The 26743-nt window shown below is 72.7% G+C and carries 26 protein-coding genes; 14 read left to right on the top strand and 12 right to left on the bottom strand.

Annotated features, from left to right (window positions below; all coding sequences use genetic code 11):
* Positions 1 to 24 precede the first annotated feature (24 nt).
* On the bottom strand, positions 25 to 3465 hold the full coding sequence (locus tag ACZ45T_RS21690) for an AfsR/SARP family transcriptional regulator (RefSeq protein WP_468443661.1): 3441 nt from the start codon (positions 3463 to 3465) through the stop codon (positions 25 to 27).
* 73 nt (positions 3466 to 3538) lie between these two features.
* Between ACZ45T_RS21690 and ACZ45T_RS21695 the strand changes: the two genes are divergently transcribed.
* Positions 3539 to 4333, top strand: coding sequence for a site-2 protease family protein (locus ACZ45T_RS21695; RefSeq protein ID WP_468443663.1), 795 nt, complete (start codon positions 3539 to 3541; stop codon positions 4331 to 4333).
* A 12-nt stretch (positions 4334 to 4345) separates the two neighbouring features.
* Here the strand turns inward: ACZ45T_RS21695 and ACZ45T_RS21700 are convergent, their stop codons facing one another.
* Positions 4346 to 4528, bottom strand: a complete 183-nt coding sequence (locus tag ACZ45T_RS21700; RefSeq protein ID WP_468443665.1) for a hypothetical protein — start codon at positions 4526 to 4528, stop codon at positions 4346 to 4348.
* Positions 4529 to 4658: 130 nt separating this feature from the next.
* The gene (gene npdG / locus ACZ45T_RS21705; RefSeq protein ID WP_468443667.1) at positions 4659 to 5363 is read right to left on the bottom strand and encodes an NADPH-dependent F420 reductase; all 705 of its coding nucleotides are present in this window, start codon (positions 5361 to 5363) and stop codon (positions 4659 to 4661) included.
* A 139-nt stretch (positions 5364 to 5502) separates the two neighbouring features.
* Between npdG and ACZ45T_RS21710 the strand changes: the two genes are divergently transcribed.
* A complete protein-coding gene (locus tag ACZ45T_RS21710; RefSeq protein WP_468443669.1) occupies positions 5503 to 6108 on the top strand; it encodes a hypothetical protein in 606 nt (201 codons plus the stop codon).
* Between the two features lie 27 nt (positions 6109 to 6135).
* Here ACZ45T_RS21710 and ACZ45T_RS21715 read toward each other — a convergent pair whose 3' ends face one another.
* Entirely contained in the window at positions 6136 to 6372 is a 237-nt protein-coding gene (locus ACZ45T_RS21715; RefSeq protein ID WP_468443671.1) for a hypothetical protein, read from the bottom strand.
* A gap of 81 nt (positions 6373 to 6453) precedes the next feature.
* Between ACZ45T_RS21715 and map the strand changes: the two genes are divergently transcribed.
* Both map and ACZ45T_RS21725 read left to right on the top strand, forming a co-directional pair.
* Positions 6454 to 7311, top strand: a complete 858-nt coding sequence (gene map, locus ACZ45T_RS21720; RefSeq protein ID WP_468443673.1) for a type I methionyl aminopeptidase — start codon at positions 6454 to 6456, stop codon at positions 7309 to 7311.
* Between the two features lie 118 nt (positions 7312 to 7429).
* Positions 7430 to 8077, top strand: a complete 648-nt coding sequence (locus tag ACZ45T_RS21725; RefSeq protein WP_468443675.1) for a biliverdin-producing heme oxygenase — start codon at positions 7430 to 7432, stop codon at positions 8075 to 8077.
* A 74-nt stretch (positions 8078 to 8151) separates the two neighbouring features.
* Here ACZ45T_RS21725 and ACZ45T_RS21730 read toward each other — a convergent pair whose 3' ends face one another.
* The 4 genes from ACZ45T_RS21730 to ACZ45T_RS21745 all read right to left on the bottom strand — a co-directional run bounded on the left by ACZ45T_RS21730 (position 8152) and on the right by ACZ45T_RS21745 (position 12003).
* On the bottom strand, positions 8152 to 8469 hold the full coding sequence (locus ACZ45T_RS21730) for a hypothetical protein (protein ID WP_468443677.1): 318 nt from the start codon (positions 8467 to 8469) through the stop codon (positions 8152 to 8154).
* Positions 8470 to 8539: 70 nt separating this feature from the next.
* Complete coding sequence (locus tag ACZ45T_RS21735; RefSeq protein WP_468443679.1) at positions 8540 to 9199, bottom strand: PhzF family phenazine biosynthesis protein; 660 nt, start codon at positions 9197 to 9199, stop codon at positions 8540 to 8542.
* A gap of 19 nt (positions 9200 to 9218) precedes the next feature.
* Entirely contained in the window at positions 9219 to 10616 is a 1398-nt protein-coding gene (locus ACZ45T_RS21740) for an HtaA domain-containing protein (RefSeq protein WP_468443681.1), read from the bottom strand.
* Between the two features lie 34 nt (positions 10617 to 10650).
* Positions 10651 to 12003: an HtaA domain-containing protein gene (locus ACZ45T_RS21745; protein ID WP_468443683.1), complete on the bottom strand. Its 1353-nt coding sequence runs from the start codon at positions 12001 to 12003 to the stop codon at positions 10651 to 10653.
* Between the two features lie 104 nt (positions 12004 to 12107).
* On the opposite strand from ACZ45T_RS21745, the gene ACZ45T_RS21750 reads away from it, so the two are divergent.
* From ACZ45T_RS21750 to efeU, 6 genes are all read left to right on the top strand, one after another.
* The gene (locus ACZ45T_RS21750; protein ID WP_468443685.1) at positions 12108 to 13103 is read left to right on the top strand and encodes a heme/hemin ABC transporter substrate-binding protein; all 996 of its coding nucleotides are present in this window, start codon (positions 12108 to 12110) and stop codon (positions 13101 to 13103) included.
* A 1-nt stretch (position 13104) separates the two neighbouring features.
* Positions 13105 to 14442 carry a FecCD family ABC transporter permease gene (locus ACZ45T_RS21755; protein ID WP_468443687.1) on the top strand — a complete coding sequence of 446 codons (1338 nt, stop codon included), beginning with the start codon at positions 13105 to 13107 and terminating at the stop codon, positions 14440 to 14442.
* The gene (locus tag ACZ45T_RS21760) at positions 14439 to 15341 is read left to right on the top strand and encodes a heme ABC transporter ATP-binding protein (protein WP_468443689.1); all 903 of its coding nucleotides are present in this window, start codon (positions 14439 to 14441) and stop codon (positions 15339 to 15341) included. Before ACZ45T_RS21755 ends, ACZ45T_RS21760 begins: the two co-directional genes overlap by 4 nt.
* Before the next feature lie 223 nt (positions 15342 to 15564).
* Positions 15565 to 16719, top strand: coding sequence for an iron uptake system protein EfeO (efeO, locus tag ACZ45T_RS21765; RefSeq protein WP_468443691.1), 1155 nt, complete (start codon positions 15565 to 15567; stop codon positions 16717 to 16719).
* Positions 16720 to 16750: 31 nt separating this feature from the next.
* Positions 16751 to 18058 carry an iron uptake transporter deferrochelatase/peroxidase subunit gene (gene efeB / locus ACZ45T_RS21770; RefSeq protein ID WP_468443693.1) on the top strand — a complete coding sequence of 436 codons (1308 nt, stop codon included), beginning with the start codon at positions 16751 to 16753 and terminating at the stop codon, positions 18056 to 18058.
* 24 nt (positions 18059 to 18082) lie between these two features.
* Positions 18083 to 18931: an iron uptake transporter permease EfeU gene (efeU, locus tag ACZ45T_RS21775; protein ID WP_468443695.1), complete on the top strand. Its 849-nt coding sequence runs from the start codon at positions 18083 to 18085 to the stop codon at positions 18929 to 18931.
* A gap of 82 nt (positions 18932 to 19013) precedes the next feature.
* Here efeU and ACZ45T_RS21780 read toward each other — a convergent pair whose 3' ends face one another.
* From ACZ45T_RS21780 to ACZ45T_RS21790, 3 genes are all read right to left on the bottom strand, one after another.
* Positions 19014 to 19592, bottom strand: a complete 579-nt coding sequence (locus tag ACZ45T_RS21780; RefSeq protein ID WP_468443697.1) for a GNAT family N-acetyltransferase — start codon at positions 19590 to 19592, stop codon at positions 19014 to 19016.
* Between the two features lie 154 nt (positions 19593 to 19746).
* Entirely contained in the window at positions 19747 to 20613 is an 867-nt protein-coding gene (locus ACZ45T_RS21785) for a PhzF family phenazine biosynthesis protein (protein ID WP_468443699.1), read from the bottom strand.
* Between the two features lie 45 nt (positions 20614 to 20658).
* Positions 20659 to 21420 (bottom strand): SDR family oxidoreductase, encoded by a 762-nt coding sequence (locus ACZ45T_RS21790; RefSeq protein ID WP_468443701.1) that lies wholly within the window; start codon positions 21418 to 21420, stop codon positions 20659 to 20661.
* Positions 21421 to 21529: 109 nt separating this feature from the next.
* Here ACZ45T_RS21790 and ACZ45T_RS21795 point away from each other — a divergent pair, with 109 nt between their 5' ends.
* Together ACZ45T_RS21795 and ACZ45T_RS21800 are read left to right on the top strand one after the other, a co-directional pair.
* Entirely contained in the window at positions 21530 to 22828 is a 1299-nt protein-coding gene (locus ACZ45T_RS21795; protein ID WP_468443703.1) for a Bcr/CflA family multidrug efflux MFS transporter, read from the top strand.
* Between the two features lie 238 nt (positions 22829 to 23066).
* On the top strand, positions 23067 to 24086 hold the full coding sequence (locus tag ACZ45T_RS21800) for a small ribosomal subunit Rsm22 family protein (protein WP_468443705.1): 1020 nt from the start codon (positions 23067 to 23069) through the stop codon (positions 24084 to 24086).
* On the opposite strand, the gene ddaH is transcribed toward ACZ45T_RS21800, so the two are convergent.
* Complete coding sequence (ddaH, locus tag ACZ45T_RS21805; protein WP_468443833.1) at positions 24083 to 24940, bottom strand: dimethylargininase; 858 nt, start codon at positions 24938 to 24940, stop codon at positions 24083 to 24085. The two genes, ACZ45T_RS21800 and ddaH, sit on opposite strands and share 4 nt — an antisense overlap.
* A 115-nt stretch (positions 24941 to 25055) precedes the next feature.
* Between ddaH and ACZ45T_RS21810 the strand changes: the two genes are divergently transcribed.
* Both ACZ45T_RS21810 and ACZ45T_RS21815 read left to right on the top strand, forming a co-directional pair.
* A complete protein-coding gene (locus ACZ45T_RS21810; RefSeq protein WP_468443707.1) occupies positions 25056 to 25667 on the top strand; it encodes a TetR/AcrR family transcriptional regulator in 612 nt (203 codons plus the stop codon).
* A gap of 170 nt (positions 25668 to 25837) precedes the next feature.
* A complete protein-coding gene (locus ACZ45T_RS21815; protein WP_468443709.1) occupies positions 25838 to 26587 on the top strand; it encodes a bifunctional DNA primase/polymerase in 750 nt (249 codons plus the stop codon).
* The last annotated feature ends 156 nt before the right edge of the window (positions 26588 to 26743 follow it).

Genomic DNA, 26743 nt, shown 5'->3' on the forward strand with positions numbered 1-26743 from the left:
GACGGACACCGGCCGGGGGCCGGGTCAGATGAGGGCGGTGGCCTCCTCCAGGGTGAGGCCGCCGCCTTCGGCGTACGCCTCCTCGTAGGCGGCGTCACCGAGCGCCGCCCGCGCCAGCTTCTCGGCGAGGGCGCGATCCTCGCGTTCCGTGGAGACGGGGAAGTGCCCGGGCGGCAGCTGGGACCGGTAGGCGCCGACCAGCCGGGCGGCGTCGTACGACCGCTGCGGGCCTCCGAGCGAGGCCAGCGCGACCGCCGCGGTCATCAGGTAGACCGCCGGCATCTGCGGGGCCACCATGCGCGCCATCGGATCCTCGATGGACGTCATGGCCTCGCGCAGCCGTCCGCGGGCCTCCTCGTACCGGCCCTCCTGGTTGTCCAGCCAGGCCATCGTGCCCAGCAGGAAGCCGTCGAAGACGGCGAACGCGCCGAAGGCGAACTCGTCACGCAGGAGTTGCAGCTGCTCGCGCGCGGAGGGAATCCGGCCGGTGCGGCCGAGGATGCCCGCGAGGAACATCCGGGCGGCGGGCATGGCCTCGTTGCCGAACCGCTGCACCGTGGCGGTGACCTCGGTGAGGATCTGCTCGGCCTCCTCCATCCTGCCGCCCTCGGTGAGCGTCCCTGCCATCCGTACGCGCAGGACCGTCACCTGCGCCATGGCGCCGAGGCGTTCGGCGTACGTGATCGCCTCGCGGTAATCCCGGGCGGCCGGACCGTACTCGCCGCGCTTCTCGCGGGACTCGGCGCGGGCGGAGAGCGCCTCGGCGCAGCCCCAGGCGTCGCCGAGCTCGCGGAAGAGGGCCAGGCTCTCGTCGGCGTCGCGGGAGGCGTCGCCCGCCCAGTCGGCGCGGTTGGCCAGGATGTTGGCGCGCAGCTGGAGCGCGGAGGCCAGTTCCCAGCGGTAGCCCAGCGCGCGGGCGGATTCCACGGTCTCGTCGATGACCCGATTCAGCAGTCCGGGGTCGCCCGCGATCATGACGGCGTAGATCCACAGGGAGCCGGGGGTCCGGCAGGTCTGCGGAAGTCCGGGCCGGTAGGTGGCCAGCACGCCGTCGATCTGCACCCGCACCTCCGGGCTGTCCCACGTGGCGTTGGTCTGGTCCCGGGCGGCCAGCCGGACCAGGTGGAGGGCGCGCCAGCCCTCGGCGAGCAGCTCGCCGCTGTAGGGCGGGGGCGAGTCGACGAGCCGCTCGTACACCGGCTCCGCGGGGACCAGGGGCGCCAGGAAGGGGTTGGGGCCGAGGGCCGCGGCCGCGTCGGTCCAGTGCCGGGACTCGGCGCGCTGGTCGTGCATGTGCCAGTACCAGCCCAGGGAGTGGACGAGGCAGAGCAGTTCGTCGGTGTCGCGGGTGGCGACGGCGCGGCGCAGGGCCGTACGGAGGTTCTCGTACTCGGTGGCGAGCCGGTCGGCGGCCGCCCGCTGGCCGTGGCCGCGCAGCAGGGGCTCGGTGGTGCGGGCGAGTTCGCGGTAGTGGACGAGGTGGCGGCGTCCGGTGTCCTCGCGGTCGCCGTCGGCGGCGGCGAGGCGCTCGGCGGCGTACTCGCCGACCGTCTCCAGCAGGCGGTAGCGCATGCCGGAGCCGTCGGGGCCGGGGGTGGCGACGACGAGGGACTTGTCGACGAGGGAGCCGAGGACGTCGGCGACGTCGAGGGATCCCTGCGCGCAGACCGCCTCGGCGGCGGCGAGGTCACAGCCGCCGGCGAAGACGGACAGGCGGCGCAGAACGGCCCGTTCGGACTCGTCCAGCAGGTCCCAGGACCAGTCGACGACGGCGCGCAGGGTCTGCTGGCGGGGCAAGACGGTACGGGCTCCGCTGGTCAGGAGGCGGAAACGGTCGTCGAGGCGGTCGGCGATCTGGCGCGGGGTCAGAAGCCGCAGCCGGGCGGCGGCGAGCTCGATCGCGAGCGGCAGACCGTCGAGGCGGCGGCAGATCTCGGCGGCGGCGTCCGGGTCCTCGGCCACGGCGAACCCGGCGCGGGCGGCGGCCCCGCGGTCACCGAGCAGCCGCAGCGCGATCGGGTCGGGCAGCGGTTCCACCGGGCGCAGGGACTCCCCCGGCACACCGAGGGGTTCGCGGCTGGTGGCCAGGATCTGGACGCCGGGGCAGTGCGTGAGGAGCCGTTCGGCGAGCTCGGCGGCCGCGCCGATGACGTGCTCGCAGTTGTCGAGCAGCAGCAGGATCCGCCGCCGGGCGCAGTGCTCGGCGAGGCGGTCCAGGGGGTGGTCCCCGCGGTCGGTGAGCGCCCGCAGTTCCTCGGCGGCGGCGCCGCGCAGTTTGGTCTCCCGGGCGCCGAGCGCGGCGAGCACCGCCTCGGCGACGTCCTCCGGATCGTCCACGGGGGCCAGCTCGACGAGCCACACCCCGTCGGGCCAGCCGCCGCGCGCCTCGTGGGCCTCGGCGGCCTCCTGGGACAGCCGGGTCTTGCCGGCCCCGCCGGGGCCCAGCAGCGTGACGAGCCGCGCCCGCGCGAGGTCGTCCCCGATGACGCGGATGTCGTCCTCGCGCCCGACGAAGGTGGTGAGCCGCGCCCGCAGATTCCCCTGGCCGGCGCCTGCGGCGCCGTTGCCGGGGGCGCTGCCCCCGGATCCCCGCGCCTCGAACGCCGGCGGGGCTGACCTATCCAGCCTCGCCGGCGTTTGAGGCGCGGGGTCTGGGGCGGAGCCCCAGCTGCGCGCCGGCGCAGTTTGCAGGCCGGGGGCCGGGGCCTGGGACCAGGGGTGCAGGGCAGGGGTGCCGCCGGAGGCGGGGGCCTGCGACGGGCTCAAGAGTTCGGCGTGCAGGGCGCGCAGGGCGGGGCCCGGGTCGGTGCCCAGGCGGTCGGCGAGGTCCCGGCGGACGGTGTCGTAGGCGGCCAGAGCCTCCGCCGGGCGGCCCGCGTCGCGCAGGGCCCGGATCCGCAGCGCTTGCAGCGGCTCGTCCAGCGGCTGCTGCGCGCACAGTGCGGTCAGCTCCGGCAGGGACCGCTCCACCTCGCCCAGGGCCAGGGCCGCCGCGAGCCGGCCCCGCCGCGCGTCGCCCCGTACGGCCTCCCAGCGCGCGGCCTCCGCGGCCGGGTCGGGCAGGTCGGCCAGGGCCGGTCCGCGCCACAGGGCGAGGGCTTCCTCGTACAGGGCGGCCGCCTCGGCCGGTTCCGGTGCCTCGCCCGCGGCCCGGACCAGCCGCTCGAAGCGGTACAGGTCCACGTCCTCCCGCTCGGCGGCCAGCTGGTAGCCGCCCTCGGCGGAGCGCACGGCGGCGTGCCCCAGCGCCCGCCGCAGCCGGGCGACCAGCGCCTGCAGGGCGGCCACGGCGTCGGCCGGCGGGTCGCCGTCCCACACCTGGGCGACGAGCAGGTGCGCCGGGACCACGCGCCCCGGCCGCAGTGCGAGCGCGGTCAGGAGCGCCCGCAGGCGTGCTCCGCCGATGGCGACGGGGGTCCCGTCGTCCTGGATGGCCTGGGTGGTGCCGAGAATCGCGTAACGCACCGGCCCATTGTCTCCGTACCCGGACCCGGCCCCGAACCTATTTCCGGCAGGCGCCCGGGATAGGTTTCCCGGCATGGGTCACCAGGGCAGCCGCGGCGAGCGGCAGATCAGTTCGGTATTCCTCGGCATCGTCGCCGTCATGGCCGTCACCGGCTGGGCGGTGTGGACGGGGTACGCGACGAGTACCGGGCTCGCGGTGTTCCTCTTCGTGACGTCCGCGTGGATCGTCTCCCTCTGCCTGCACGAGTACGCGCACGCCCGCACCGCCCTGCACGGCGGCGACCTCTCGGTGGGCGCCAAGGGCTATCTGACGCTGAATCCGCTCAAGTACACGCACGCGCTGCTCAGCATCGTCCTGCCGGTGGTCTTCGTGATCCTGGGCGGGCTGGGCCTGCCCGGCGGGGCCGTCTACATCGAGCGCGACCGGATCCGGGGCCGCTGGAAGCACAGCCTCATCTCGGCGGCCGGCCCGCTCGCCAACGTGGCGTTCGCCGTCGTCTGCACGGCCCCGTTCTGGCTGGACGCCCTCGACGGGGTGCCGATGGCCTTCCGCTACGCGCTCGCCTTCCTCGCCCTGCTCCAGGTCTCGGCGGCGATCCTGAACTTCCTGCCGGTGCCGGGCCTCGACGGTTACGGGGTCATCGAGCCCTGGCTGTCGTACAAGGTGCGCCGCGAGGTGGCGCCGCTGGCGCCGTTCGGCCTGATCGCCGTCTTCGCGCTGCTGTGGATCCCGGAGGTCAACGCGTTCTTCTTCGACGTGGTGCACGGCGTGCTGTCCGGACTCGGCGTGTCGGACCTGGAGACGTACTGCGGCCGCGACCTCTACCGCTTCTGGCAGGAGGGCGAGGGCTTCTGCGCGGCCCCGTAGAAGCAGGTACGGCTAGGACGTACGGGCGGCCTTCTCGGCCTTCGCCTTGCGCAGGTAGTACCAGGCCATGTTGGACGTGAGGCCCGCCAGCAGCACCCAGACGATCCCGAGGAAGCTGCCCTCGACGAAGGCGACGACGGCGGCGGCCACCGCGAGGACGCACACGACTACGGCGAAGACTGCAAGGCGGGGCATGGGAACGGCTCCTCGAAAACACTGAACGGGGTCGAGCCCACCCAGTGTCCCCCATGCCCCGCAGTGCTGCCGTAAGGACGCCGCCCGGACATCTGAGCCCGGGTGTCCCGGGCGTCCCGGGCGTCCGGGCTCAGACGTCCGTGATGCGCAGGCCCGCGTGGGCCTTGTAGCGGCGGTTGGTGGAGATCAGGTTGGCGACCAGGGACTCGACCTGGTGGGCGCCCCGCAGGCGGCCCGCGAAGACCCCGCGCATGCCGGGGATACGGGCGGCCAGGGCCTGGACGATGTCCGTGTCGGCGCGGGATTCGCCGAGGACCATCACGTCGGTGTCGATCTCCTCGATCGACTCGTCCTGGAGCAGGACCGCCGAGAGGTGGTGGAAGGCCGCCGTGACGCGGGAGTCCGGGAGCAGGGCCGCGGCCTGCTGGGCGGCGCTGCCCTCTTCGACCTGGAGGGCGTACGCGCCCTGCTTGTCGAAGCCCAGCGGGTTGACGCAGTCCACCACGAGCTTGCCCGCGAGGTCCTCGCGCAGCGCTTCGAGGGTCTTGGCGTGGCCCTCCCACGGCACGGCGATGATGACGATGTCGCTGCGGCGCGCGCACTCGGCGTTGTCCGCGCCCTCCACGCCGAGGCCCAGCTCGTCGGCCGCCGTCTGCGCGCGGTCGGCGGCGCGGGAGCCGATGATCACCTTCTGGCCGGCGCGGGCGAGCCGGTAGGCGAGGCCCCGGCCCTGGTCGCCGGTGCCGCCGAGGACGCCGACGACGAGCCCGGACACGTCGGGCAGGTCCCACGGGTCCTTGGCCGGCGGCTTCTGCGTGTTGTCTGAGGAAGTCATGGGGGCGAGGGTACTGCCGGGTAGCCCACAGTCGAAGGGCCGGGCGCGGCCGGGAGCGGGCGGGAGGCGACGAAGGCGCGGCCGGTCAGACCGGAGGGATGCGCTCCCTTATGTCCCGTCGATGGTGCAGGATTCCGATATGGATGCCGTGAGGGTCGCGCTGCTGCGCGAGGTGCTCGCCGGGACGCAGTGGCCGGGAGCCGCGCGCCGCTTCGCCGGCGCGCTGCGGCGGTCCGTCGTGCCGGCCCGCGGGAACCTGCTGCTGGTGGGCACCGAGCGGTACGAGCCCTGGCATCTGGCGGCGCACCTCGTGGACGAGGCCGCCTGGTCGGGCCTGCCGGAGCTGGCGCCCACGCTCGTACGCCACCACGTGCTACCCGGGGAGCCGCCGCACCTGTCGGTGGGGCTCGGCAGGCTGGAGGCGGCCCGGCGCGGGCACACGCTGCTGGTGGTCGCGCCCGGGGAGCCCGGCGCGGGGCTGCTGGAGCGGGTCCACGACGCCCGGCGCGCGGGGGCGACCGTGCTGTCCCTGGACGGCGGGGACCCCGATCTGGGCACGCTCGCGCACGACGTGCTGTCGGTGCCGGACGGCGCCGCCGAGCTGGACCTGGACACCGTGCAGCACCTGGTCAGCGCGGCGGCCGGGGAGAACAGCCTGCCGGTGCAGCGCGGGCCGCGCCGGTTCCGGGACCGGCTGGCGCGGCTGGCCGATCAGCTGACCGCGCCGCCGCCCAGCCGCTGGTAGCCGCCGGCAGTCGCCGTGCGGGCGCCGTCAGGGCGCCGTGCCCTCGTCCTCCTCGCGGGACTTGTCGTTCCACTTGGGGTCGTTCTGCCATTCGAGGTTGCGTTCCTGAGCCGTCTCCATGGCGTGGGAAGCCTCCTCGCGGGTCTCGTAAGGACCGAACCGGTCCTTGGCAGGGCACTCGGGGCCTTCCTCGACCTTCTGGTGGACCAGGCAGTAGTACCACTCGCCCGGTTTGCCCACCTGGCGCTTCTTGAACAGGGCCATCGCTGTCGGGCTCCTCTCGATACCGCTGCAACCGCTCTCTGCCGCCATGCTGCCCCATCCCCGCTGGATACACTCGCTTGCATGTCTGGCCAGTCGCTGCTCGTACCAGGCGAGCTTTCCCCCGTCCGTTCCGTTCCCGGAAACATCCGCCGGCCCGAGTACGTGGGCAAGCCCGCGCCCACTCCGTACACCGGACCGGAGGTGCAGTCGGCCGAGACCATCGAAGCCATGCGCATCGCCGGCCGGATCGCCGCCCAGGCGATGGAAGAGGCCGCCAAGCTGATCGCGCCGGGGGTGACCACCGACGAGCTCGACCGGGTCGCCCACGCGTACATGTGCGACCACGGCGCCTACCCCTCGACGCTCGGCTACCGGGGCTTCCCGAAGTCGCTGTGTGCCTCGGTCAACGAGGTCATCTGTCACGGCATCCCCGATTCCACCGTCCTGCGCGACGGCGACATCGTGAACCTCGACGTGACCGCGTACATCGGCGGGGTACACGGCGACAACAACGCCACCTACCTGTGCGGCGAGGTGGACGAGGAGTCGCGGCTGCTGGTGGAGCGCACGCGAGAGGCGCTGAACCGGGCCATCAAGGCCGTGAAGCCGGGCCGCCAGATCAACATCATCGGTCGGGTCATCGAGTCCTACGCGAAGCGTTTCGGCTACGGCGTGGTCCGGGACTTCACCGGCCACGGCATCAATTCCTCCTTCCACTCCGGCCTGATCGTCCCGCACTACGACAGCCCGCACGCCACCACCGTCATCGAGCCCGGGATGACCTTCACCATCGAGCCGATGCTGACCCTGGGCACCCACGAGTACGACATGTGGGAGGACGGCTGGACCGTCGTCACGAAGGACCGCAAGCGCACGGCCCAGTTCGAGCACACGCTGGTCGTCACGGACTCCGGAGCGGAGATCCTGACCCTTCCGTAGCCGGTCGTCTTTTTACCGACAAGGCGTCGGCAACACATTGACTTAGGCAAGCCTAAGTAGGAGTATCGGGCGTGGCGGCATTGCCGTCACGCCCGTTTCCTCTGTCTGGAGGTCCGCCTTGGACGCCTTCTCTACGGTCATCCGCGTCGCCTCGCACGAACAGCACACCGAAGCGGAGACGTCGACCTTCATGAGCGACCTGCTGGGCGGGCGGCTCGGCGTGGACGCGTACGCGCGCTACACCGAGCAGCTGTGGTTCGTGTACCGGGCCCTGGAGGACGCGGCCGAGTCCCTCAAGGAGGACCCGGTGGCCGGCCCGTTCATCCAGCCCGAGCTGATGCGCGTCGCCGAGATCGAGCGCGACCTGGCGCACCTGCGGGGCCCGGACTGGCGCGAGAGCGTCGTGGCACTGCCCGCGACCGAGGCGTACGCGGCCCGTGTGGCGCACTGCGGGGCCGAGTGGCCGGGCGGGTACGTCGCCCACCACTACACCCGGTACCTGGGCGACCTCTCCGGCGGCCAGATCATCCGCGACAAGGCCGAGCGCACCTGGGGCTTCGAGCGCAAGGGCGACGGCGTCCGCTTCTACGTCTTCGCGGACATCGCCAACCCGGCGGCCTTCAAGCGGACCTACCGCGAGCTGCTGGACGCGATCGCCGCGGACGACCTGGAGAAGCAGCGGATCATCGACGAGTGCAAGCGCGCGTTCGACTTCAACGGCGCGGTCTTCCGCGAGCTGGGCGAACAGTTCCCCCTCAGCGCGTAGCCCCCTCCGGGGAGGTTGGCGGGAAGCGGGCCGGGCCCGGTGCACAGCGCACCGGGCCCGGCTCTGCGGCCGTTTCAGCCACCCGAGAACGCCCAGAGCGTGAGCACGGTGACGAGGAACGCGTGGGGGTAGAGGAAGGCCAGGAAGCAGCCGATGCTCCCCAGCGCGAGGCGCCTCCTGCGCTGAACGTCGGTCCGGGGCGGGATCCAGGTGCCGGCCACCATCGCCAGCGGGAGGACGTAGAACAGGGTGAACGGGTGCGGGATCTGAGGCAGGTAGGAGGTCGCCTGGCCGAGCCACGCCGCCGCCGGGGCCAGTACGGTGAACAGCGCCGCCACCGGCAGCCACTGCCGCCGCTCGTCGGGGTGCCGGGGCGCCGAAGTCTTCGTCATGACGCCATTGCACCGCGGCGACCGGCGGCAGCGTCAGCGCCCGCGTACTCACTTCCGCCGTGCGGGATACCTAGTCCGGGCTCGGCGCGAAGCGGACGCGGCCGCCGATCTCGATCGTGCCGTCGGGGCCGGGGGCGGTCAGGATCTGGGAGCCGGCGCCCTGGGTGATGTTCAGGGCGCGGTTCAGCTGAGCCGTCAGCAGGATCGCCGCCGAGCCGGTGGCCTCGTCCTCCGCGATGACCCCGTCGGGGCGGCGCGGGAACCCGCGGGCCCGCACGCGGCCCGCCGCCTCGTCCTCCCAGGCCCAGGCGTACAGCCAGCCCTCGCCCGGCGGCGGGGCCGGGAGCGCCTCGACCTCGGCGACGGACCCGTACTGCTCGGTGCGCTTGCCCTCGACCCACTCGGGGCGGGCCGTGATCCAGGTGAACTCCCCGTCGTCGCGGGCCCATACGGATCCGGCCGGCGGCTGGAGCTCCTCGATGTCCAGCAGCCACGCGACCCCGACCAGCGGGTATCCGGCGAAGGACACCCGCGTGCCGGGGGTACGGATGTCGACGACCCCGCGCTCGGGATCGTCGACGAACACCGTCTCGCTGTAGCCGAGTTCGGCGGCCAGCGCCTGCCGCGACGCATCGTCGGGGCAGGTCCGGCCGTCGCGTACGACACCGAGCAGGTTGCCGTGGCGGCCGTCACCCGCGCAGAAGACCTTCAGCACGTCGAGATCGTTCACGCGGGAATTGAAGCACGGCTCAGACCTGGTACGTACGCCGCCTGCGCGCGAGGAACACCGCGCCCGCGCCGGCCGCGATCACCGCGCCGGAGGTGGTGAGCAGGGCCCCGGCGGGGATGTCGGCGCCGGTGGCGGCGAGGTTCCCGCCGACGGAGCCGCCGCCCGCGCTGCCGCCCGTACCGCCGGTGGTGGTCGCTGTCGTGGCGCTCGGCGCCGTGGTCGGAAGGACCGCGTCCTTGTCCACCGCCACGGAGAGGTCGAGCGGGTCGATCGCGTCACCCGCCTTGTACATCGAGCCGGTGGTGGCGTTGGCGAAGCTCGCCGCGCCCTCGGCGGTGAACACCGCCGGGACCGCGTTCAGCGCCAGCACACCGCCCTTGGTCTTGTAGTCGGTCTTCGACAGGTCGAGCGTGGCGAAGGGGACGGCCGCCTTGCTGCCGGAGGCGTTCTTGACGTCCACGTACAGGGTGCCGGTCTTGCCGGTGGCGTCGACGCGGAGGTTCCCCAAGGTGATGTCTATGCCGTGGTCGGCGTACTGGAAGCGGAGGTTGCCCTCGAAGGAGGCGGTCAGCTTCTGCTTCTTGACGTCCAGCTCGCCCTTGCCGAAGGCGAAGTCGAAGAGCTGGCCGTTCTTGCCGGCGCCGCCGGCCGGGGTGATGGAGCCCGCGTTCAGCACGTACTTGCGGAAGGACTCCTTCACGCCCCAGGTCAGCTTGCCGCTGAGGACCTTCTGCACGCCGTCCGCCGGAGCCGTGGGCTGGGCGGTGGTGGGGGCCGCCGAGGTGGGCGCGGTGACGGTCGGGGTGGGCCGGGTCGGGGTCGGGGCGGGCGTCTCGAACTCCAGCTTCGCGGTCAGCGGGTCGCCCGCCTTGTTCTCGTAGCCCGGCGAACCGAGGGCGTCCGCGGCCTCCTTGGTGAGCGTGGTCGCCAGCTTCTCCATCGCCGGGCCGCCGAAGGCCACCGTGGCCAGCGGCACGTCCTGGGTCGTGGCACCGCCCTTGGTGACGTCCGCGGTGAGCTTCTTGGTGCCGGTGTCGATACGGAAGTCCGAGAGCTTGACCTCGAAGCCGTGGCCGGTCGGCGGGGCGGGCGAGGAGAAGGTGACGCTGCCCTTGAAGGCGGCCTTCACCACGTGCCCGCCGGCCGGGTCGTACTGGCCGGTCGGCTCGCCGAAGCGCAGAGTGCCGTCCTCGTTCTGCTTGGCGCCGTCCGCCACGGTGATGGAGCCCTTGGCCATGCCGGTCACGTAGGCGCGGTAGCTCGCGAGCACACCCCAGTCGAGGGAGCCACCGATGATCTTCATCGGTTCGGTCGGGGGGCCCGCGGCGGTGGCGGGCAGGACGAAGGCGGTGGCCCCGAGGGCCGCGGCGGTGAGCACGGCGGCGGCGACGGAGATCGGTCGGCGGATGGACGACATGACAGGGAGCTCCTCAGAACAACGGGGGATGGGATTAAACGACTGTCGTACGCCGCCTGCGCACCACCAGGAAGACGACGCCTCCGGCCAGCACCAGCACGGCCACGGCCACGGCCACGAACAGCCCGGCGTTGGAGGACTTCCCGGCCTTCGCCTCGGCGGCGGGCTCGGCACTTGCAGGCGCGGGCGCAGGCGCGGCCGTGGAGCCCAGGTCGGGCAGGGCCGGCAGCCGGGCGGTGGAGTCGAGGGCGACGGCGAGCGAGACGGGGTCCATCTCGGTGCCGGCCTTGTACATGGAGTTGAAGGCCTGGGAGCCGCCCTCGGTCAGGGTGGCCGGGGCCTCGCTCAAGGTGGCGAGCCCGCCCTCGGTCTTCAGTGACTTGGCGTCGAACTCCACCAGCGCGACGGCGCTCTTCGTCTCGCCGCCGGTCGTGACATCGGCGGCGAGGACACCCTTGCCGCCTTCCACCTTCACGCTCACCTTGCCGAGCTTCAGGTCCAGGTGGGCGCCGGTGAACTGGACGGTGCCGGCGAAGACCGCGTCGAGCGTGCCCTTCCGAGCGTCGTACGCACCCTTGCCCTGCGGGAAGCGGAACAGCGCCCCGCCGTCCTGGGCCCCTTCGGCGAGCGTCCACTTGCCCTGCCCGACCGAGCCGGTGACGTACTCCCGGAAGGTGCGGCGCACCCCCCAGTCGACAGCAGCGTCGGCGAAGCCGCCCTGCGCGGGCGGACTCTCGACCACGGCGCTCGCCGAAGGCTCGGCGGCCGGAGCGGCCTTCACATCGGCGGAAAGCGACAGAGGATCCAGCTGCGCCCCGGCCGGGTAGTAGCCCGCGAAGGCCTTGGCGCCCTCCGCGGTGAGCGTGGCCGGGATGTTGGTGAGGGCCAACGGGCTGGCGCCGCCCTTCATGTTGACGCCGCCGAGGCCGAGGGTGGCGAAGGGCACCTGGGACCGGTTGCTGACCGCGCCGGTGTCCTTGGCCTTGCTGGAGACGTCCACGTACAGCGTGCCGTTCCCCCCGTCGATCCTGACGGTGGGCCGGCTGACGGTCATGTCCAGGTCGTAGGACCCGTCGGGCTTCTGGTGCCCCTGGAAGGTCACCCCGCCCGCATACGAAGCCTCGAACGCTCCGGAAACGGCGTCGTAGGAACCGGCCGCCGAGTGGAAACGGAACAGGCTGCCACCGGCCGTCGCGGCGCCGCCCTTCAGCTTGAAACTGCCTTTTGCCACCGGCCCGGTGACATAACTCTGGAAGGACGATTTGATGCCCCAGTCGAGCCGACCCCCCTGTACGGTGCCCGCCCGAGCGGCGGTGGCCGGGAGCAGAGCCCCCAGCAGGGCCGCCAACACGGCGACGGCGAACGCACGGACGGGTCTCGCGGACATGAGTGTCCCCTCCAGGGTCTGGCTAAGCAAGGTTAGGCTAACCTAAGCTACCTCCGGCCGGGTTCGTAACCCCCCGGTCCCCAGAACATCAGGACGGTGCCTTCGTGCCTACGCCCCCCGCGTCACACCGCTTCCCCCGTCTCGCGCTCGCCGTGGCAGCACTGGCCCTCGCCCTGACGGCCTGCGGAGGCACCCCGCCCACATCCCCCCACTCGGCCACCCCGGACCGAGTGGAACCCCTCACCCCGGCCCCCCTGCCCGCACTCCCGGTCACCGTGCCCTCCACGGACGGCACCCAGGTCACGGTCACCTCCACGGACAGGATCGTCCCGCTGACCGGCAGCCTCAACGAGATCGTCCACACTCTGGGCCTCGGCGGCCAGGTCGTCGCCCGGGACATCACGGCCACCTTCGAACAGGCCGCCCAGCTCCCCCTGGTGACACGCGGCCACGACGTCTCCGCCGAGAGCGTCCTCTCCCTCCACCCGACCCTCGTCCTGGCCGAGACCACCAGCGGCCCCGCCGAAGCGGTCCAGCAGATCCGCGACGCCGGCGTCCCCGTACTGGTGGTGGCCCCGGCCAAGTCCCTGGACGACGTACCGAAACGCATCGACGCGGTCGCCACCGCCCTGGGCGTCAAGGCGGCCGGAGCCACCCTCAACCAGCGCACCGCGGACCGGATCGCCACGGCCCGCAAGAACATCCCAACCACCAAACACCCCCGGGTGGCCTTCCTCTACCTCCGCGGCACCGCCTCCGTCTACCTCCTGGGCGGCTCGGACTCCGGCGCCGCCTCCCTCCTGGAAGCGGCCGGCGCGATCGACACCGGCAAGGAGTCCGGGCTCGGCAAGGACTTCACCCCGATCACCAGCGAGGCTCTGGCGGCGGCCGCCCCCGACGCCATCCTCGTCATGTCCAAGGGCCTCGAATCGGTCGGCGGCATCGACGGCCTGGTGAAGATCCCGGGCGTCGCACAGACCCCGGCCGGCATGGACCGCCACGTACTCACGATCGACGACGGCGTCCTCCTCAACTACGGCCCCCGCACGGACCAGGTCCTCGCCTCCCTGATCACCCAGCTCTACACCAAGGCCTCTTGAGATGGCCCTCTACGACCCCACGCCCCCCGGCACGGAGACGACAGAGCCGAGCCGGACCGCCGCCGGCCGGTTCCGGCGGGGCCGGGTGTGTGCCGGGGCGTCCCCGCAGGGCGCCGAACACAACACCGCCGCACCCCCCGACCCCTCGCCACGTTCGGCGCCCGAGGAGACGCCCCGGCGCGCGCCCGGCCCCGCCGGAACCGGCCCCACCACGGCCCCGCGGGCGGACGGCGCCAGCCAAAACCCAGCGCGGGTCCGGGCAGAGCCCGGAAACCTTGAGGCGCGGGTCCGGGCAGACCCCGCCAAGCCGCGCAGCCCCCAGGCCCTCCCCCTCACCGCCGCCCTCATCACGGCGCTACTCCTCCTGGCCCTGCTCTCCGCAGGAGTCGGCGCGTACGAGATCCCCCTGGCCGACGTACTCACCTCCGCCCAGCACCGCCTGGGCCTCGGCGGAGCCCCCCTCGACCGGGTCGGCGAGAGCGTGCTGTGGAACGTACGCCTCCCCCGCGTCACCCTCGCGGTGCTCGTCGGCGCCAGCCTCGGCTGCGCGGGCGCGCTCATGCAGGGCGTCTTCGGCAACCCCCTCGCCGAGCCCGGCGTCATCGGCATCTCGGCCGGCGCCGCCGTCGGCGCGGTCGCCGCCATCGGCCTCGGCCTGACCTTCCTGGGCAACTGGACGGTTCCCCTCTGCGCGTTCATCGCGGGCCTGATCACCGTCAGCGCCGTCTACCTCCTCTCCCGCAACGGCGGGAAGACCGAGGTCGTCACCCTGATCCTCACGGGCATCGCCGTCAACGCCCTCGCCGGCGCCCTCATCGGCCTGTTCGTCTTCTTCGCGGACAGCGGCCAGGTCAACCAGATCACCTTCTGGCAGCTCGGCTCCCTCGCCCAGGCCACCTGGCCCAAGGTGCTCGCCGTCCTGCCCTGCGCCGTCGCCGGCCTGCTCGTCGCCCCCTTCTACGCCCGCCGGCTCGACCTCCTCTCCCTCGGCGAGCGGCCCGCCCGCCACCTCGGCATCGACGTCGAACGGCTGCGCCTCGCCCTCATCCTGGTCGTCGCGCTGCTCACCGCCGCCGCCGTCGCCGTCGCCGGCGTCATCACCTTCATCGGCCTGCTCGTCCCGCACCTGCTGCGCATGGCCAACGGCCCCGGCCACCGCTTCCTGGTCCCGGGCAGCGCCCTCGCCGGCGCCGTGGTCCTGGTCGCGGGCGACCTGGCCGCCCGGACCCTCGCCCAGCCCGCCGAACTGCCGCTCGGCGTCCTGACCGCCCTGCTCGGCAGCCCGTTCTTCTTCTGGCTGCTGCGCCGCACCCGCCGCAAACAAGGAGGCTGGGCATGACCGGCGCAAGCACGGCAAGCACGGCAAGCACCGCGAGCCCCACACCCGGCAGCCTGACCCGCCTCCTCACCCGCAACAGACGGACCATCCCCGCCCGCCCCACCCCCGGCGCCCCCCTCGCCGAGACCACCGCCCTCCACATCCACCTGGGCGGCCACCGCGAGGTGCTCTCCGGCATCGATCTGACCGCCCGCTCCGGCGAGGTCCTCGCACTGGTCGGCCCCAACGGCGCCGGCAAGTCCACCCTTTTGGCCGCACTCGCCGCCGACCTTCCCGCCACCTCCGGCGAGGTCCGGATCGACGGCCGCGCGGTGGGCGACTGGAGCGCCCCGGATCTCGCGCTGCGCCGCTCCGTACTCCCCCAAACGGCCGCACTGTCCTTCCCTTTTCCGGTGGAGGACGTCGTACGGATGGGCCGCGCGCCCTGGGCCGGCACCCCCTTCGCCGACTCCGACGACGAGGCCGTGGCCACCGCCATGGCCGCCACCGAAGTCACGGACTTCGCCGCGCGCCCCTTCTCCGCCCTCTCCGGCGGCGAGCGCGCCCGGGTCGCGCTGGCCCGCGTACTGGCCCAGCGGGCCCCGCTCCTGCTGCTCGACGAGCCGACCGCCGCCCTCGACCTGCGCCACCAGGAGCTCGTGCTGCGCATCTGCCGGGAGCGGGCCGCGGCCGGGGACGCGGTGGTCGTCGTCCTGCACGACCTGGGGCTGGCCGCCGCCTACGCGGACCGGGTCGCCGTCCTGCACGACGGGCGGATCGCCGCGGACGGACCGCCCGCCGAGGTGTTCGAGGACGCCCTGCTGAGCCGGGTCTACCGGCAGCCGGTGGAGGTGCTCCCGCACCCCCGCACGGGGGCCCCGCTGGTCGTCCCCGTTCGCGGAACAGAAGATTCCGCGTAAGCCATTCCGCAGTACGGAACGGTCAACATGGCTTGACTCCCTCTTTACTCGGCCATGGTGTTGGCGTGAAACGACCGTGACGGGCCCGTGTCCGACGACGAAAGGTGAGAGCTGAATCACTGTACGAGTGGGTATGACTGAGGTAAGGCTCGGTTAAGTTAGGTCCGCCTCACCGGCCTCTCCCCCTTGGGACGGCCCCTCGTCCGACGCCCAGGAGCCCCCTATGCGCCCCGCCCGCCTCACCGTCATCGCCGCCGCCTCCGTGGCAGCCGCTCTGACCGCCGTCACCGGCTGCTCCCAGAAGAGCGACGCGGGCGGCGACGGCGCGATCAAGGTGACGGCCTCCGACAGCGCCTGCGAGGTGTCGAAGACGGAGTTCCCGGCGGGCAAGGTCCAGATCGATGTCGAGAACAAGGGCTCCAAGGTCACCGAGGTCTACGTCCTCTTCCCGGACGACCGCATCGTGACCGAGCGCGAGAACATCCTCGCCGGCACCAAGGCCTCCATCACCGCCGAGATCAAGGCGGGCGAGTACGAGATCGTCTGCAAGCCCGGCATGAAGGGCGACGGCATCGCCCAGAAGGTCAAGGCCACCGGCAAGGGCGCCGCCGAGGAGAAGCGCAGCCCCGAGGCGGACGCCGCGGTCGCCGCCTACCGCGCGTACGTGGTCAAGCAGGCCGAGGAGACCCTCCCCAAGGCCCAGGCCTTCGCGGACGCGGTCAAGGCCGGCGACGTCGAGGCCGCGAAGAAGGCGTACGCGCCGTCCCGCATCGGCTGGGAGCGCACCGAGCCGGTCGCCGAGTCCTTCGGTGACATCGACCCGAAGGTCGACGTCCGCGAGGACGGCCTGGAGGCCGGCCAGGACCCGGCGAAGGACTGGACGGGCTGGCACCGCCTCGAGAAGTCCCTGTGGGCCGACAACAAGATCGACGACAACGACAAGAAGCTCGCCGACACCCTGATCACCGACCTGACCGACTGGCAGAAGAAGGTCGGCACCGCGGAGATCACCCCCTCCTCGATCGCCAACGGCGCCAAGGAGCTCCTCGACGAGGTCGCCACCGGCAAGGTCACGGGCGAGGAGGAGCGCTACTCCCACACCGACCTGGTCGACTTCAAGGCCAACGTCGAGGGCGCGGAGAAGGCGTACGAGGTCCTGAAGGCGATCGCCACGAAGAACGACCCTGAGCTCGTCAAGCAGCTGGACGCCCAGTTCGCGGCGATGAACACGCTGCTGGACAAGTACCGCGCCGACAAGACCTCCTACGAGTTCACCTCGTACGACAAGGTCGGCGAGGCGGAGCGCAAGGAGCTCTCGGACGGCGTCAGCGCCCTCGGTGAGCCGCTCTCCAAGCTCGCCGCCGCGGTCACGAAGTAACGGTCCAGGGACGAAGGAGGCGGGAGACAGCATGTCCGAATCGACACCGGATCCGGCGGCGCAGCAGCAGCCGGACCAGCAGACGGAACACCAGGGCGGCAACGGGTCGGCTACCTCGCCCTCGCGGCGCGCCGTCCTGGGCTGGGGCGGTGCCGGGCTCGCGCTCGGCGCGGCCGCGGCCGGCGGTGCGGCGGCTGCCTTCGGCAGCGGGCCGGACATGGTCTCGGCGGCCGCCGCCGGGGCGGCCGTGCCGTTCCACGGTGACCACCAGGCCGGTATCGCGAGCGCCGTCCAGGACCGTCTGCACTTCGCGGCCTTCGACGTGAAGACGAAGAGCCGCGAGGAGCTGATCAAGCTCCTCAAGGAGTGGACCGAGGCGGCCCGCCTCATGACGGCCGGCCAGCCGGTCGGCGAGGGCGGCTTCGGCGGCCTCCCGGAGGCCCCGCCGGACGACACGGGCGAGGCCCTGGGCCTGAAGGCCTCCCGCCTCACCCTGACCATCGGCTTCGGCCCCGGCCTGTTCGCCAAGGACCGGTTCGGGCTGGAGGGCAAGCGCCCCGAGGCGCTGGTGGACCTGGAGCTGTTCCCCGGCGACAACCTGGACCCGGCGCGCTCCGGCGGCGACATCTGCGTCCAGGCCTGCGCCGACGACCCGCAGGTCGCCGTGCACGCGATCCGCCAGCTGGCCCGCATCGGCTTCGGCAAGACCGCGGTGCGCTGGTCGCAGCTGGGCTTCGGCAAGACCTCGTCGACCACGCCCGACGAGCAGACCCCGCGCAACATGATGGGCTTCAAGGACGGCACCCGGAACATTTCCGGCACCGACAAGGCCGCCCTGGACAAGCACGTGTGGGTCGGCGCCGGCGACGGCAGCGACTGGATGACCGGCGGCTCGTACCTGGTGGCCCGGCGGATCCGGATGAACATCGAGATCTGGGACCGCACCCCGCTGGGCGAGCAGGAGGACATCTTCGGCCGCGACAAGGGCGAGGGTGCCCCGGTCGGCAAGTCGAAGGAGCGCGACGAGCCGTTCCTGAAGGCGATGAAGCCGGAGGCGCACGTCCGCCTCGCGCACCCGGACACCAACAACGGTGCGACGATCCTGCGCCGCGGCTACTCCTTCACCGACGGTACGGACGGCCTGGGCCGCCTCGACGCGGGCCTGTTCTTCCTCGCCTACCAGCGCGACGTCCGCAAGGGCTTCGTCCCGATCCAGCGCCAGCTGGCGAAGGCCGACGTCCTCAACGAATACATCCAGCACGTGGGTTCGGCGATATTCGCCGTCCCGCCGGGCGTCCGCGACAAGGACGACTGGTGGGGCCGGACGCTGTTCGCGTAAGCCAGTCCGAGAGAAGGAACCTCCGTGTTCGGCAATTATCTGATCGGCCTGCGCGAGGGGCTGGAGGCCAGCCTGGTCGTCTGCATCCTCGTCGCGTACCTGGTGAAGACCGAGCGCCGGGACGCCCTGCGTCCCGTGTGGCTCGGCATCGCGATCGCCTGCGGGCTCTCGCTCGCCTTCGGCGCGATGCTGGAGTTCGGCACCCAGGAGCTGACCTTCGAGGCGCAGGAGCTGCTCGGCGGCACCCTCTCCATCATCTCGGTGGGTCTGGTGACGTGGATGGTCTTCTGGATGAAGCGCACCGCGCGGCATCTGAAGGCCGAGCTCCAGGGCAAGCTCGACACGGCGCTCGCCATGGGCACCGGCGCGCTGGTCGCCACCGCCTTCCTGGCCGTCGGCCGCGAGGGCCTGGAGACCGCGCTGTTCGTGTGGGCGTCGGTACGGGCCAGCGGCGAGGGCTCCTCCGCGCCGCTGATCGGGGTGCTGCTGGGCATCGCGACGGCGATCGTGCTGGGGTACCTCTTCTACCGGGGCGCCCTGAAGATCAATCTGGCGAAGTTCTTCAAGTGGACCGGCGGCATGCTGGTGATCGTGGCCGCGGGCGTGCTCGCGTACGGGGTCCACGACCTCCAGGAGGCCCGCTTCCTGGGCGGCCTGGACAACAAGGCCTTCGACATCAGCTCGGCGATCCCGCCGGACAGCTGGTACGGGACCCTGCTCAAGGGAGTCTTCAACTTCCAGCCGGACCCCACCGTCCTCCAGCTGACGGTGTGGGCGCTGTACCTGGTCCCCGTGCTGACCCTGTTCCTCCTCGACCGGGGCCGCCCGAGGGACGCGAAGCCGCGGCCCGCGGAGGCCACCCAGGCCGGCTGACGGGCCGAGCGTCCGAACGTCCGAACGGGCCGCGGTGAGAGGCTTCCACGCCCCTCACCGCGGCCCGTTCGCCGTATCCGGGTCACCACAGCCGGTCGATGGTCCCCGGGTGCAGCGGGACGCGGACGCCGGTGAAGGCCGCCCGGTCCCGGTCGGGGGTGTCCGAGAAGAAGGCCGCCATGACCGTCTTGTCGAAGCCCGGGGCGTCCGTGGCGAGAGGGTCCTGCGGTGTCCCGCCCACCAGGACGGTGCCGGGCAGCGGTTCAAACCCGGCCGCCTCGTAGAACGGCACCAGCGACCGGTCGCAGCTGAACAGCGCCAGGTCCAGACCCGGTTCCGCGGCGAGCGCCGCGCGGGCCGCGACGACCAGCCGGCCGCCGCTCCCCCGGCCGCGCAGCGCGGCCCGCGTCACGACCGCGCTCAGCCCGGCCGCCCGGTAGGTCCGCCCCGCGAGCGGGATCTCCTTGAACAGCAGCGCCAGCGAGGCGGCCACCGTGCCCTCGCCGTCCACGAGCAGCATCGCGCGCGGCGCCAGCGCCGGGTCGTGCCCGGGCGAGGCCCCCGGCCATGCCTCGTCCTCCAGCACCGCGACCTGACGCGCCAGCGCCTCGGGCACGTCGGCCTCGGCGAAGCGGAGCACCGCCATACCCGGCTCGCTCACCTCGGGGCTCCACCCCGGGCCAAGATCCAGCCCCTCCGGCGATTGAGGAGCGGGGTCTGGGGCGGAGACCCAGCAGCCGGCCCGCCTGGGCGGGTTCTGGGGCGGAGCCCCAGCAGCCGGGCCGCCCGCGCCCCCTCCCCGCCGGTGTACGCGCTCACGCGATCCGCACGCCCTCGCCGCCGACCCGCACCCGGGAGTCACCCGCGCGCAGCTCCACCGTGAGGACGCCCGGCCGCCCCATGTCCGCACCCTGGTGGAGGGTGAGCACCACGTCCTCGGGGACCAGCCCCAGCTCGCGCGCGTACGCGCCGAAGGCGGCCGCCGCGGCCCCCGTGGCGGGGTCCTCGACGACGCCGCCGACCGGGAAGGGGTCCCGTACGTGGAACTCCGCCGGGCCCGCCCGGTGCACCAGCTGGACCGTGGTGAGGTCCAGGCGCCGCATCAGGGCCTCCAGCCGGGCGAAGTCGTACGCGAGCTCCGCGAGCCGGGCCCGGGTGCCGGCGCCGATCACCAGGTGCCGGGCTCCGGCGAAGGCGATCCTGGGCGGGAAGGCCGGGTCCAGGTCCGCCTCCGGCCAGTCCAGCGCGGCCAGCGCCTCGACGAGGTCGGCCGCGCCGATCTCCTCGGTGTGCGGTTCGACGCTGGTCAGCGTGGCCCGCAGCCGCCCGTCCGCCTCGGCGGTGACGGAGACCGGGACGGTCCCCGCCTTGGTGGCGAAGAGCAGCTCGCCGGGACCGATCCGCTCCGCCAGCGCGACGGCGGTGGCGACGGTGGCGTGCCCGCAGAAGGGGACCTCCGCCTTCGGGCTGAAGTAGCGCACGGTGAAGGCCCGGTCTTCCGGGCCGCCGAGCCCCTCGGGCGGGGCGGTCAGGAAGGCCGTCTCGCTGTAGCCCAGCCCGGCGGCGATCTCCAGCATCGCGGCGTCGTCCAGCCCGGCCGCGTCGAGCACGACCCCGGCGGGGTTGCCGCCGGCCGGGTCGTGGGAGAAGGCGGTGTAGCGCAGTACCTCGGTATTGGTCATCCGGTCATGATCGGCCGCTTCCCCGTGGCCGCGCAACGAGGTTGCTCAGCCGCGTCCGATGTACGGCATCGACGTGGCCATCACCGTCGCGAACTGGACGTTCGCCTCCAGCGGCAGCTCGGCCATGTGCAGGACCGTGCGGGCCACGTCGGCCGCGTCCATCACCGGTTCCACCGCCAGCTGCCCGTTGGCCTGGAGGATGCCGGTCTGCATCCGCTCGGTCATCTCGGTCGCCGCGTTGCCGATGTCGATCTGGCCGCAGGCGATCCGGTACGGCCGCCCGTCCAGCGACAGGGACTTCGTCAGGCCGGTCATCGCGTGCTTGGTCGCGGTGTAGGCGATGGAGTGGGGGCGCGGTACGTGCGCCGAGATGGAGCCGTTGTTGATGATCCGGCCGCCCTGCGGGTCCTGCTGCTTCATCTGCCGGAACGCGGCCTGCGCGCACAGGAAGGCGCCGGTCAGGTTGACGTCCACGACGGAGCGCCAGGCCTCGTAGGTGATGTCCTCCAGCGGGACCCCGCCGGGCCCGAAGGTGCCCGCGTTGTTGAAGAGCAGATCGAGGCGGCCGTACCGCGCCCGGACTGACTCGAACAGCCCAGTCACGTCGTCCGGGTCGCTCACGTCGGCGCGCACGCACAGCACGTCGGCGCCGGTCCCGGCCGCCTTCGCGGTCTCCTCCAGCGGTTCGGTCCGGCGGCCGGCCACGGCCACGGCCCAGCCCGCCGCGGCCAGGGCCAGCGCCACGGAGCGGCCGATCCCGGAGCCGGCCCCGGTCACCACGGCGATCTTCTTCGTACTTTCGTCCATGGGGCCGCAGGGTACGTCACGCGGCGGCCCGGTCCCCGGACGTTCCGATTGCTGAGAGCATGGGTCGGCCAGGGGGTGCGTAAAGCAGATGAAGAGACTGGAGTCCCGCATGTCGGAGAGAGGCCCCGCGACGGCCGCCTCGCACGACTCGTCGCCCGAATCGCCCTCCGCCCCCGCCACCGCCGCGCCCCTCACGGCCACCCGCCGCACGGGCCTGCTCGTCACCTTCGTTCTCGGCGGGCTGACCGCCCTGCCCCCGCTGTCCATGGACATGTACCTGCCGGCCCTGCCGCAGGTCACCAACGCCCTGCACAGCCCGGCCGCGACCGTCCAGCTCACCCTCACCGCCTGCCTCGCGGGCATGGCCCTGGGTCAGCTCGTCATCGGCCCGATGAGCGACCGGTGGGGCCGCCGCCGGCCGCTGCTCGTCGGCATGGTCGTCTACGTCCTGGCCACCGCGATCTGCGCCCTCGCCCCGACCGCCGAGATGCTGATCGCCTTCCGCCTGCTCCAGGGCCTGGCCGGGGCCGCCGCGATCGTCATCGCACGGGCCGTCGTACGCGACCTGTACGACGGGGTCGAGATGGCCCGCTTCTTCTCCACCCTGATGCTCATATCCGGGGCCGCCCCGATCATCGCCCCGCTCATCGGCGGCCAGGTGCTCCGCGTCGCCGACTGGCGCGGGGTCTTCGTCGTCCTGACCGGCGTCGGCACCGTGCTCACGCTGATGGTGTGGCGCAAGCTCGGCGAGACCCTGCCGCCCGAGCGGCGGCACACCGGCGGCGTCGGCTCCGCACTGCACACCATGCGCGGGCTGCTCGCCGACCGCGTCTTCACCGGCTACACCCTGACCGGCGGCTTCGCCTTCGCCGTGCTCTTCTCGTACATCTCCGCCTCGCCCTTCGTGATCCAGGAGATCTACGGGGCTTCGCCCCAGGCCTTCTCCCTGCTCTTCGGCCTCAACTCCGTCGGCCTGATCGCCGTCGGCCAGATCAACGGCAAGCTGCTGGTCGGCCGGGTCAGCATGGACAAGGTCCTGGCCGTCGGGCTCGGGATCGTCACGGCCGCCGCGGTGGCGCTGCTGCTGATGTCGACCGGCGTGTTCGGGAAGGTCGGGCTGCCCCCGATCGCCGCCGCGCTGTTCGTGCTGATGTCGGCGATGGGCGTGCTGCTGCCCAACACCAACGCCCAGGCGCTGATGCGCACCCCGCACGCGGCCGGCTCCGCCTCCGCGCTGATCGGCACCACCTCGTTCCTGATCGGCGCGATCGCCTCCCCGCTGGTGGGAATCGCCGGCGAGGACACGGCGGTCCCGATGGCGGTGGTCCAGGTGGTGTGCGCCTTCCTGTCGGTGACCTTCTTCCTGACCCTGTGCCGCCCCTGGCGGACCCGCGAGGCCACCGCCTAGCCCGTATGCGCGGCGCCGCTGCCGGGGGCTCCGCCCCCAGGCCCCCGCGCCTCAAACGCCGGCGGGGCTGAAATTGCCCTGCGGGCAATCCAGCCCCGCCGCACCCTCCAGCCCCGCCGGCGTTTGAGGCGCTCTTTCAGCCTCGCCGGCGTTTGAGGCGCGGGGTCTGGGGCGGAGCCCCAGGTCCGGGCGCAGCCCGGCTGGCCGGTTCGGCCCGGCCGCGCCGTAAACTTCGCAGGTGAACGCCTCCGCCGAAACCCTCCGCACCGCGCTGGCCCGCCTGCTCGACGGCCTCCCGCCCAAGCAGGCCGCCGCCGCCGTCGAGCGGCTCATCGCCAGCTACCGGGGGCAGACCCCGACCGACGCGCCCCTACTGCGCGACCGCTCCGACGTGGCGGCGTACTCGGCGTACCGGATGCCGGCCACCTTCGAGGCCGTACGGGCCGCCCTGGACGGGCTCGCGGAGGCGGCGCCCGAGTGGGCGCCGGGCTCGCACGTGGACGTGGGCGGCGGTACGGGCGCGGCCACCTGGGCGGTGGATGCCACCTGGGACGGCCCGCGGGAAACCACCGTGCTGGACTGGGCGGAGCCCGCGCTGAAGCTCGGCAAGGAGCTCGCGGACGCCTCCCCTTCGCCCGTGCTCCGCGCAGCGGACTGGCGGCGGGCCGTCATCGGCTCCGGCCTCACCCTCCCCGACGCCGACCTGGTGACCGTCTCGTACGTGCTGGGCGAGCTGACCCCGCAGGCCCGTACGGCGGTCGTCGCCGAGGCGGCGCGGGCCGGGCAGGCCGTGGTACTCATCGAGCCGGGCACGCCGGAGGGCTACCTCCGCATCCGCGAGGCCCGCGACCAGCTGATCGGGGCCGGGCTGAAGGTCGCCGCCCCGTGCCCGCACGACGGGACCTGCCCGATCGAGGTCGGGCAGGACTGGTGCCACTTCTCGGCGCGGGTCAGCCGGTCCTCCCTGCACCGGAAGGTCAAGGGCGGCTCGCTCCCGTACGAGGACGAGAAGTTCAGCTACGTCGCCGCGACCCGCTTCCCGACCGGGCCCGCCGCCTTCCGGATCACGCGGAAGCCGCAGATCCGGAAGGGGCTCGTCCTGCTGGAGCTGTGCGGCCCGGAGGGTGAGGGCCTGACCCGGGTCAACGTGACCAAGCGCCACGGTGACCTCTACAAGGCCGCGCGGGACGCCGACTGGGGCCAGGCCTGGCCTCCGCCCTCATCCTCCGAGCCCGGGCCCGTGTCCGAGGAGGACTAGGGCCGCAGCTCCTGGGTGCAGCACTTCACGCTGCCGCCGCCCTTGAGCAGCTCGCCGAGATCCATCGGGACCGGCTCGAACCCCCGGTCCCGCAGCGGCGCCAGCAGCCCGGTCGCCGCCTGCGGGAGCAGCACGTGCCGGCCGTCGGAGACCGCGTTCAGGCCGAGGGCGGCCGCGTCCGGTTCCTCGGCGATCAGGGCGTCCGGGAAGAGCCGCCTGAGCACACCCTGGCTGCCGGGCGAGAAGGCACCCGGGTAGTACATGATCTCGTCGCCGTCGAGGACGCAGAGCGCCGTGTCCAGGTGGTAGTAGCGCGGGTCCACCAGGTCGAGGCCGATGACGGGGCGGCCGAAGAACTCCTGGGCCTCGTCGTGCGAGAGCGGGCTGGAGCGGAAGCCCCGGCCGGCCAGGATGTAGGTGGCCGTGACCGCGAAGTCTCCCTCGCCCTCGTTGACGTGGGACGGCTCGTGGACGTCCTCGTAGCCGTGGCTGCGGAACCATTCGAGGTGGATCTCGGCCTCGGCGGCGCGTTCCGGATAGGCGAACCGGGCCCCGAGCACCTTGCCGTCCACGACCAGGGCCCCGTTCGCCGCGAAGACCATGTCGGGCAGCGCGGGGTCCGGTACGAGGGTCTCGACGGTGTGCCCGAGGGCGCGGTAGCGGTCCCTCAGGTCTTCCCACTGGGCGTGTGCGAGGGGCAGGTCCACCGGTTTCGTGGGGTCCATCCACGGATTGATGGAGTACGTGACCTTGAAGTGTGCGGGTGGGCACATCAGGTAACGCCGGGGTGTGGCGTTTCTGCGCAAAGAAGGCTCCTCACGACTTACACGGCTTGCTCTACTCGGGTTGAGTATGGAGTCGAGTATTGAAGAGAATCGTCTCTCCTCAAACAGGTCGACACAGTGAACCGACAGAGTGGTTTACGGAACCATAGGAAGACGAGACGTCTCGCTTTGGTAGTTTCGGGCCATGACCAAGACCCCTGACGCCACCCGCCGCAGCGACCGCTCCCGGCGCGCCATCCTCGACGCCGCACTCGCCCTGGTCGGGGAGGTCGGCTACAACAAGCTGACCATCGAGGCCATCGCCGCCCGCGCGGGCGTCGGCAAGCAGACCATCTACCGCTGGTGGCCGTCGAAGGCCGCCGTCCTCCTCGACGCCTCACTGGCCCTCGCCGGGGACGCGGAGACGGACGCCGGGTGGACCGGCTTCCCCGACACCGGGGATCTCGCGGCCGACCTGAAGCACGTACTGCGGGCGACGGTGGACGAGTTCAACGACGAGAAGTACGAGGCCCCCGCGCGCGCCCTGACCGCGGCCGGGGCCACCGACCCCGAGCTCGGCGCCCGCTTCACCGAGCAGCTGCTGGAGCCGCAGCTCGCCCTGTACGAAGCCCGGTTGAACACGGCCCGGGAGGCCGGCCAGCTCGCGCCGGACACGGACCTCCGGCTGACGGTGGAGATGCTGCTGGGGCCGCTGACGTACCGCTGGCTGCTGCGCACGGCGCCCCTGACGCACGCTTACACCGACGCGTTGGTGGACCGGGTGCTCGGCGGGGTGGCAAACGTCACCGCCCGTTGACCGGCCGACCACCGGCGGCTGCCCGAGAACATATGGCCTGATTCTGTGGTTATGTGGGGGTTCCCGGTCGCCCATCCGCGGGCCCCCGGTCGTCAAGAGCGGTCACCTGGGGCGCAGGATGGTGGGACCATGTGAAGGTCCGCCGGGGATACGGTGAGGTGAGGGGATAGATGGGGTCTGAGTCCGGCCGCGTCAAACGCGGCGAGCAGAGCAGGATTTCCCAGTGGCTGCGCCGGCGGCAGAAACCCATCGCCGAGGACCCCGGACGCGAGCGCGAGGCGCTCCTCCTGGCCGTCGCCGCCGCCGGTCTGCCGCTCGCCCCCGCCGCCCATCCCGTCGGTTACCGATGTTCGTGCGACCGGATCGGCTGTCCGACGCCCGCCCGGCATCCCGTCTCCTTCGCCTGGCAGACCCAGTCGACGACCGACCGCGCCCAGGTCGAACGATGGGCGCGCAACCAGCCCCAGGCCAACTTCATCACCGCGACCGGCATGGTCCACGACGTCCTCGACGTCCCGCTGGAAGCCGGCACCGCCGCGCTCGCCCGCCTCCTGGAAGCCGGCATCGAGGTCGGTCCCGTCGCCGAGTCGGCCGGCACGGGCGACCAGGCCCGCATGCTCTTCTTCACCGCCACGCGCGGCACCCCCGAGGACGAGGACGAGTGGTGGCCCTGCGAACTGGACTGCCACCCCGAGACGATGGACGAACACCCGGGCCTGCGGTGGCACTGCCGCGGCAGCTACGTCCTGGTCCCCCCGGCGGCCCTGCCCGGTGACCAGGCGGTGACCTGGCTCCGGGGCATGGAACACCCCCTGCCGGACCCCCTCACCCTCCTGGAAACCCTGACGGACGCGTGCGCGCAGTACGCGGGCGACGCCGACCAGACCCCGGCGGCCGTCGCCTGGCCCCTGGGCCGCTAGCCGCGCAGGCCTCCTGGGGCTGGCTCCGCCCCAGACCCCGCGCCTCAAACGCCGGCGAGGCTGAAAGACCGGGGCTGCGCCCGGACCCGCGCGTCAAATGCCCGCGAGGCTGAAGGATCCAGGGCTCCGCCCCGAACCCCGCTCCTCAAACGCCGG

Source organism: Streptomyces sp. NPDC030995, from assembly GCF_055571215.1.

Excerpts from the sequence above, each read along its gene's own strand:
- ACZ45T_RS21790 (WP_468443701.1), bottom strand. The coding sequence starts at position 21,420 with ATGGACGAAAGTACGAAGAAGATCGCCGTGGTGACCGGGGCCGGCTCC.
- ACZ45T_RS21695 (WP_468443663.1), top strand. The coding sequence starts at position 3,539 with ATGGGTCACCAGGGCAGCCGCGGCGAGCGGCAGATCAGTTCGGTATTC.
- ACZ45T_RS21740 (WP_468443681.1), bottom strand. The coding sequence starts at position 10,616 with ATGTCGTCCATCCGCCGACCGATCTCCGTCGCCGCCGCCGTGCTCACC.
- npdG (WP_468443667.1), bottom strand. The coding sequence starts at position 5,363 with ATGACTTCCTCAGACAACACGCAGAAGCCGCCGGCCAAGGACCCGTGG.
- ACZ45T_RS21755 (WP_468443687.1), top strand. The coding sequence starts at position 13,105 with ATGGCCCTCTACGACCCCACGCCCCCCGGCACGGAGACGACAGAGCCG.
- ACZ45T_RS21710 (WP_468443669.1), top strand. The coding sequence starts at position 5,503 with ATGGATGCCGTGAGGGTCGCGCTGCTGCGCGAGGTGCTCGCCGGGACG.
- efeB (WP_468443693.1), top strand. The coding sequence starts at position 16,751 with ATGTCCGAATCGACACCGGATCCGGCGGCGCAGCAGCAGCCGGACCAG.
- map (WP_468443673.1), top strand. The coding sequence starts at position 6,454 with ATGTCTGGCCAGTCGCTGCTCGTACCAGGCGAGCTTTCCCCCGTCCGT.
- efeO (WP_468443691.1), top strand. The coding sequence starts at position 15,565 with ATGCGCCCCGCCCGCCTCACCGTCATCGCCGCCGCCTCCGTGGCAGCC.
- ACZ45T_RS21795 (WP_468443703.1), top strand. The coding sequence starts at position 21,530 with ATGTCGGAGAGAGGCCCCGCGACGGCCGCCTCGCACGACTCGTCGCCC.
- ACZ45T_RS21815 (WP_468443709.1), top strand. The coding sequence starts at position 25,838 with ATGGGGTCTGAGTCCGGCCGCGTCAAACGCGGCGAGCAGAGCAGGATT.
- ACZ45T_RS21760 (WP_468443689.1), top strand. The coding sequence starts at position 14,439 with ATGACCGGCGCAAGCACGGCAAGCACGGCAAGCACCGCGAGCCCCACA.
- ACZ45T_RS21730 (WP_468443677.1), bottom strand. The coding sequence starts at position 8,469 with ATGACGAAGACTTCGGCGCCCCGGCACCCCGACGAGCGGCGGCAGTGG.
- ACZ45T_RS21700 (WP_468443665.1), bottom strand. The coding sequence starts at position 4,528 with ATGCCCCGCCTTGCAGTCTTCGCCGTAGTCGTGTGCGTCCTCGCGGTG.
- ACZ45T_RS21810 (WP_468443707.1), top strand. The coding sequence starts at position 25,056 with ATGACCAAGACCCCTGACGCCACCCGCCGCAGCGACCGCTCCCGGCGC.
- ACZ45T_RS21745 (WP_468443683.1), bottom strand. The coding sequence starts at position 12,003 with ATGTCCGCGAGACCCGTCCGTGCGTTCGCCGTCGCCGTGTTGGCGGCC.
- ACZ45T_RS21715 (WP_468443671.1), bottom strand. The coding sequence starts at position 6,372 with ATGGCCCTGTTCAAGAAGCGCCAGGTGGGCAAACCGGGCGAGTGGTAC.
- ACZ45T_RS21785 (WP_468443699.1), bottom strand. The coding sequence starts at position 20,613 with ATGACCAATACCGAGGTACTGCGCTACACCGCCTTCTCCCACGACCCG.